Here is a 6,029-nt window from a genome sequence, read left to right as displayed (position 1 = left end):
TCTCGATGATAATCCTGTGTCCTGTCATCTGTCTGCCTCGCAGATCAATCTCTTGTGGACCGATTCTGCTCTGGTCTCAGAAGACCTCAACATCCCGTATTTTGTCAACAGAAAGCGAATAGCGGGAATTTTATGCAATTCCCAAGAATATTCAAAATCAAAGGTATGTGGGATAAGGGTGACGTCTCGCTGTCACCTTATTCGTGATCTGCTGACACCATATCTATCCAGATCGACCGACGGTTGTCACCAAATATATATGACATGAGGTGCAAAGATCGCCTGCCATCGCTGCGTCTGCCGAAACCCAGGTTCCGCCAATCCAGAAATTTCCTTTTGCTCAATGTCCAAAATCCCGTTATTCGTAAACGCGCAGGAAAAAACACGAGCGGCGCCATGAGAGACCACAACGACCTTCTGAATATGAATGAACGCAGCCTCGCCCAGCAGGCCGCTGTACGCAAGGCGACCTTTTCACCGGGGGAAGTGAAGGAGCTGCGACCCTTCTCGATCTGGGAGATCAGCCAGTTCATGTTCTATGTCCCCGCTGACACCCTGCGCAAGAAGCTCGCAGAAGACCCCTCCCTGCCCCAGGGTCTTACGGAAGAGGATGGCCGACAGCGTTGGTTCTCACTCGAAGAGATCAACGAACTGCGCCGTCGGATGCGGTTTCGCGGCCGGACCTTGCAGCCTGAGCGCCCGAAGGGCCGCGCGATGCGCGTCGCGGTGTCGAACTTCAAGGGCGGTGTCGGCAAGACCGTGGTGGCGCAGCATCTGGCGAATGCCGCGGCGCTGGACGGCTACCGCGTGCTCTGCATCGACTTTGACCCGCAGGCCACTCTGACGCACTCCATGGGCATCACCGAGGTAAAGGAATGGAACACGGTCTGGGGCATCATGTGCCGCGATCTCTGCCGCGAGGCGGACCGGATCATGGAAGGCTACGACGACCCCGACGACTGCCCCTACCCCGCCTCCGATGAGCTGCCCGAGGATGTGCGTTCTATCGGCTCGCAGCGGTTCCAGGACTTCATCCAGCCCACCTGCTGGCCGACCATCGACATCATCCCCTCCTGTGCCAACGCGGCTTTCGTGGAGTTTGCCAGCGCGCAGTACCGCTCGGTGCATAAAGCCTGGAGCTTCTTTGGCTGCGTGGCGCGCTATCTCGATGAGCTGCCGGACGATCAATACGACATCATCATCTTCGATTGCCCGCCAGCCATCGGATATCAGTCTCTGAACGCGGCCTTTGCCGCCGATATCCTCTACATCCCCTCCGGGCCCGGCTATTGGGAATACGACAGCACGACGAGCTATCTGGGCCAGCTCGGCGATGCCATGGCGGATATCTCTGAAGGGTTCCGCGATCTGGCGGCGGACGCCGGGATCACGCTTCCGAAACGCTTCTCCGATATCCGCCTCTTGATGACGCGGTTCGAGGGCGCCAACCCGCTGCATGCCGCGATGATGGAGGCGTTTCAGAATGTGTTCGGCGCCGATGTCTGCGCCAACCCGATCGAGATGACACGCGCGGTCGAGCAGTCGGGGCGGTTCCAAATGTCGGTCTACGAGCAGGACTACCGCCAGATGACCCGCGAGACCTGGAAGCGCGCGCGGCAGAGTTTCGACCGCGCCTATGACGAGTTTCTCAAGACGGTCATGACTGCCTGGAAAGAAAATGACAGCCGGAAGGAGGCTGCGGAATGAGCAGTAAGAACAAATTTGGCTTTGCGCCCATCGAGACAAAATCGGTGCCGCAACGGCGGGATCGCAACCCGGGGCCCATGGGTGCAGCAGTGCGCGACGTTGCTGATAACCTGCAGGAAACCACCGAGGCAAAGGTGGCGCAGCGGCGTCAGAACGCCGAAGACGCCAAGGCGTTTCGTGCGGCACAGGAGGAGGGCCGGGTGCTGGTCCGCCTTGCGCTTGGGGACATCTCCACTGACGATCTGCCGCGCGACCGGTTGGAGCTCGAAGTGGTGGCCGCCTCGGACGAGATGGAGGAGCTCAAGGCGTCCATTCGCGAGCGCGGCCAGAAGGAGCCCGTCGAGGTCTATGTGGGACCGGACGGGCGCTACCAGCTCAAGAAGGGCTGGCGGCGCTTCACGGCGCTCTCACAGCTGCTGAGCGAGACCGGCGAGGACGCGTTTGCCACGATCACCGCGCGGGTCGAGCCGGGGCAGGCGGACCGGATCGCGCGTTATGTCGATATGGTCGAAGAGAATGTGGTGCGCGAAGATCTGACCTTTGCCGAGATGGCGCAAGTGGCGATCACCGCCGCGCAGGACGAGGGGATTGACGAGATCGATCCGTCGGAGCTGGTCAACCGGCTCTACGGGGCGCTGCACAAGACGAAGCGGTCGTACATCCGGAACTTCGTCTTCCTGCTGAGCGTGCTGGGGGACGCGCTGCAATGGCCCAAGGAGGTGGCGCGCAACCTCGGCGTGGATGTGGCGCGGGCGATCAAGACGCCTGATCAGGCGGAGAGGCTGCGGGCCCAGCTGTTGGAGTGCACATCGGCGGAGGCGCAAACCCGGGTGCTTGCAGCTTTCCTCGAAGGCGCGCGGGCAGGGCAGGGGATGGCGCGCGACGCCTCTACACCCAAGCAGAAGTTTGAGTTCTTCGTCGGGAAGACAAAGATCACGGCGCGCGAGGGCGAGTGCCGCATCGTCAGCGAGCGCGACTTTGCAACGATCCCGAAGGCGCGATTGGAGGAGGCGGTGAAGGCCTTCGAAGAAGCGCTGCAGGGTGGTCCGCGCATCCGGTGAGGTCGAGGGGTTACCCGTGGGTAACTGGTGTGTTTGGTCTAAATGGGCAGCGGTGGGTTACCCACGGGTAACCGTCCTTGAGCCTGCCGATCAAAGATAATATCTTTTCGAATCAACGTACTAGGATGGCGCAGCCTCCAGCCTCAATGCCAGAGCGCGCTCAGTTTCGATGAATTTGAATGAGGTGTTGTCGCAAGCCCGTGGGTTTGAGAGATGGGGCTTGCGGCAACAAAGATTTTAAGATGCATGGCGCGCAACGCTCTGCATCAGGTCCGCCGAAGCGGTCAGGGAGAAAGAGTTCTTGCGCGGGAAGCGCCTTAAAGTACCGGGCCCGGAACGGTGATCAAAAGCCCAGGTGTGACCCCTCCAGGGGGTCACGGGTCGATGGATCAGATCAGCGTTTCGCGCTCATCGTCCTCGCCTGGTCCGTACATGTTGATTTCCATGCCGCAGGCGATTTCGCGCAGTTTGGGTTTTGTCCAAGCCATGGTGGTCTCCTCGAAAGTGGGTGTGGCGGGTTCATAGCGACCGTGACAGAGCAGCGCGCGTTGAGCGACTCTTAATTTATAAGAAGGGTGCTGCTGCCAGAACCGATCACGGGTCCACTCGGACTGGCACCTGCCCGGTCAGGCAGAAGCCCTTGTTCCGTAACGTCTTGATTTCAAAATTGAAATCAGACGTCGCAAGCTTCTTCCGCAGATAGCCGATATAGACATCGACCACGTTTTCGTTACCGGAGCCCTCCGCCGCCCAAAGGGCTTCGAAAATGTCGATCCGGGACACCGGGGTTTCGGGAGATTGCATCAGCAGCTCGAGCAGGTCGAATTCACGTTCGGTGAGCGTGACGCTGTCGCGGGCGTTTTCCAGCCTGCGGTCCGCGGTGAGCAGGCGGGCGGGTTGCGGTCGCTGCGTGCCTGCGCGGTGCTCCTGGACCCGCAGTCGCGCGACAAGCTCGTCAAAGCTGAAGGGTTTGACCACGTAGTCATCGGCCCCGGCTTCCAGACCGGCGGTGCGGTGCTCGACCTCGGAGAGCGCGGAGAGCATCAGGATCGGCAGGGTGGCCCCCGCAGCGCGCGCGGTCCGCACGAGGTCGATGCCGCTGTCGGCACCCAGCATCACATCGACAATCGCGCCCACGTGCTGCCCGGTGTTGAGCCGCTCCAGCGCCCGGTCGGCGCGGTTTTCCGTTTCAGTGTCATAGCCGTGCAGCGCCAGCCCACGCGCAAGCGCCGAGGTGATCTCGGGGTCGTCGTCTATGATCAGGAGCGTGTTCACAAGCGCAGCCTAGTCGGTCTTGCGCGGCAGGCGAACCGAGATTTTTGTCCCGGGTTCTGAACCGAGCGCGTCATCCCGGGGAAGGGGGCTGAGCAGAATGATCTCGCCGCCCTGCGCCTCGATCACCCATTTCGCCAGTGCCAGCCCCACGCCGAACCCGGCATTGGTGGTGGCGGAGGCCCCCTGTTCAAAGCGGTCGAAGATCCGCGGCTGATCTGCCTTCGGCACGCCGGGACCATTGTCGCAGACCGACAAAAGTGCGGTATTGTCGTTCACTTCGGCGCTGACCCGCAGCGTCTTGCCCCCCCGCGCATGGCGGATCGCGTTGCGAATCAGGCTGACGATCACCTGCCGTACCCAATTCGGATCGCAAATCAGCGTGGTATCTGGGGCCTTGGCGAAGCTTACCTCCATCCCGGCGCTGTCGATCTCGGCCTGGCTTTCGCGCTGGATCTCCTGCATCAGCTCGGACAGCGAGACCTCTTGCGGGTCAAGCGCCAGCTCGCCGGTGTCGGAGCGAGCCAGTCGCAGCAGATCATCGATCCGGCGATTGAGCCGTGCGGCGCGGGATTCGATGGTGGCAAAGGCGGCTTTCGGGTCCGGGCTGCCGCGCGTGCCGATCTGCGCCTCCATCAGGATCACGGTCAGCGGCGTGCGCAACTCGTGGCTGATGTCGGCAAAGAAACGGCGGCGCTTGTCGTCGATCTCGGCCAGCTGCGCGTTGGCCGTGCGCAGCGCTTCGGTGCGGTCTGCGATGGTCTCGTTCAGGCGCGCCCATTCGGTTTGCACCTCGTCTTGTCGGGCGAGCAGGGCCGCGGCCATGCGGTTGGTCTCACTGGAGAGCTGCCCGATCTCGTCCGACCGGGTCACCGGTAGGTGCACGGAGAAATCGCCCGTCCCGATCTGATGCGCGGCGGCGCGCAGCCCGTCGAGGCGGTTGAATTGGGGTCGGATCAGGCCGAAATAGAAGGCTGCGACGGCGAGTGCCGTTGCGGCAGCGATGCCGAGCGCGATCAGCGTGAGCCGCTCGCGCAGCGCGTCGATGCCCGCGAGGATGTTATTGCGAAAGAGCACTTCCGTGTTCACAGCCTGGCTCAGCAACTGGTCGAACCGCGACGCAAAACCGTCGAGATGCGCGCGCAAGCGGGCGCTGCTCTCATCTTCGGCAAGGCCGGTTTCGGTACTGTCAAGCGCTGCCTGCATCCGGGCGATGCCCAGAGATTGCGTGCCATAGCGCGATTGTTCGTCGAGCCCGAGGGCCTCGGCGGCTTGCACCGCCTCCTCCACATCGGCGTGCAGCTGGACGAAGGTGCGGCGCATCTGGTCCATCACGGGGGTGAGACGCTCCATGCGGCTGTCAGTTGGCTGGCCGGTCTGCACGGCCTCTGTCGCGACCACAAGGAAGGTGGAGGCCTGGGTCGAGAGGCTGGCATAGCGCGCCATGCGGTTTTCCGAAGCCAGCGCCTCGTCGAGCCGCTCGGCCACCTCGTTCAGGCCGAGATACAGGATCAGCGCTGTCAGAATCGTGCCCGCGCCCAGCAGGGCCGCGCCGATGGTCAGACGCAGCTTGAGCGACAGCGCGGGTTGTGCGGGGGCCGCGCTCATGTGTTCGGGTCTCGAAAAAGAGGCGGATGCACGAAATAGCGGCAAAAAACGCGCCATTTTGTCCCAAAATTGCCCCGGAACGGTCGGGTTAAGGAGAATTTTACCGACTTTAGTATAGGTTTTGGCCGTGCGCATGAGCAGAGAACAGTTACAGGAACACCCGCACCATGATCGAACTCTTGTTTGTTGCCTGTCTGGCGACGGCGCCGGATGAGTGCCGCGAGCGCAGCCTTGTCTTCACCGATATCTCGCCGATGCAGTGCCTGATGGGTGCGCAGCCGGAACTGGCCAAGTGGTCGGCAACGCATCCGAACCTTCAGATCAAGAGCTGGCGCTGCCGCACTGTCTCCTTCGCGGAAAAGGACGCCTGAGGCCACCGGC

Annotated in this window: 6 protein-coding genes; 3 read left to right on the top strand and 3 right to left on the bottom strand. The window is 62.0% G+C overall.

Annotated features, from left to right (window positions below; genetic code table 11):
- Positions 1-396: 396 nt before the first annotated feature.
- The gene (locus ACVC7O_RS23495; RefSeq protein WP_458326580.1) at positions 397-1,707 is read left to right on the top strand and encodes an AAA family ATPase; all 1,311 of its coding nucleotides are present in this window, start codon (positions 397-399) and stop codon (positions 1,705-1,707) included.
- Positions 1,704-2,768, top strand: a complete 1,065-nt coding sequence (locus ACVC7O_RS23490; protein WP_458326579.1) for a ParB/RepB/Spo0J family partition protein — start codon at positions 1,704-1,706, stop codon at positions 2,766-2,768. The genes ACVC7O_RS23495 and ACVC7O_RS23490 overlap by 4 nt, the downstream gene beginning before the upstream one ends.
- 389 nt (positions 2,769-3,157) lie before the next feature.
- Here ACVC7O_RS23490 and pqqA read toward each other — a convergent pair whose 3' ends face one another.
- From pqqA to ACVC7O_RS23475, 3 genes are all read right to left on the bottom strand, one after another.
- On the bottom strand, positions 3,158-3,256 hold the full coding sequence (pqqA, locus tag ACVC7O_RS23485) for a pyrroloquinoline quinone precursor peptide PqqA (protein WP_458326578.1): 99 nt from the start codon (positions 3,254-3,256) through the stop codon (positions 3,158-3,160).
- Positions 3,257-3,362: 106 nt separating this feature from the next.
- On the bottom strand, positions 3,363-4,043 hold the full coding sequence (locus tag ACVC7O_RS23480) for a response regulator transcription factor (protein ID WP_458326577.1): 681 nt from the start codon (positions 4,041-4,043) through the stop codon (positions 3,363-3,365).
- 9 nt (positions 4,044-4,052) lie between these two features.
- Entirely contained in the window at positions 4,053-5,648 is a 1,596-nt protein-coding gene (locus ACVC7O_RS23475; RefSeq protein ID WP_458326576.1) for an ATP-binding protein, read from the bottom strand.
- A 167-nt stretch (positions 5,649-5,815) separates the two neighbouring features.
- On the opposite strand from ACVC7O_RS23475, the gene ACVC7O_RS23470 reads away from it, so the two are divergent.
- The gene (locus tag ACVC7O_RS23470; RefSeq protein WP_458326575.1) at positions 5,816-6,019 is read left to right on the top strand and encodes a hypothetical protein; all 204 of its coding nucleotides are present in this window, start codon (positions 5,816-5,818) and stop codon (positions 6,017-6,019) included.
- Positions 6,020-6,029 lie beyond the last annotated feature (10 nt).

The organism is Roseobacter cerffii, assembly GCF_054226325.1.
The sequence above is the reverse complement of the archived record's forward strand: the minus strand, read 5'-3'. Positions and strand labels throughout refer to the sequence as shown.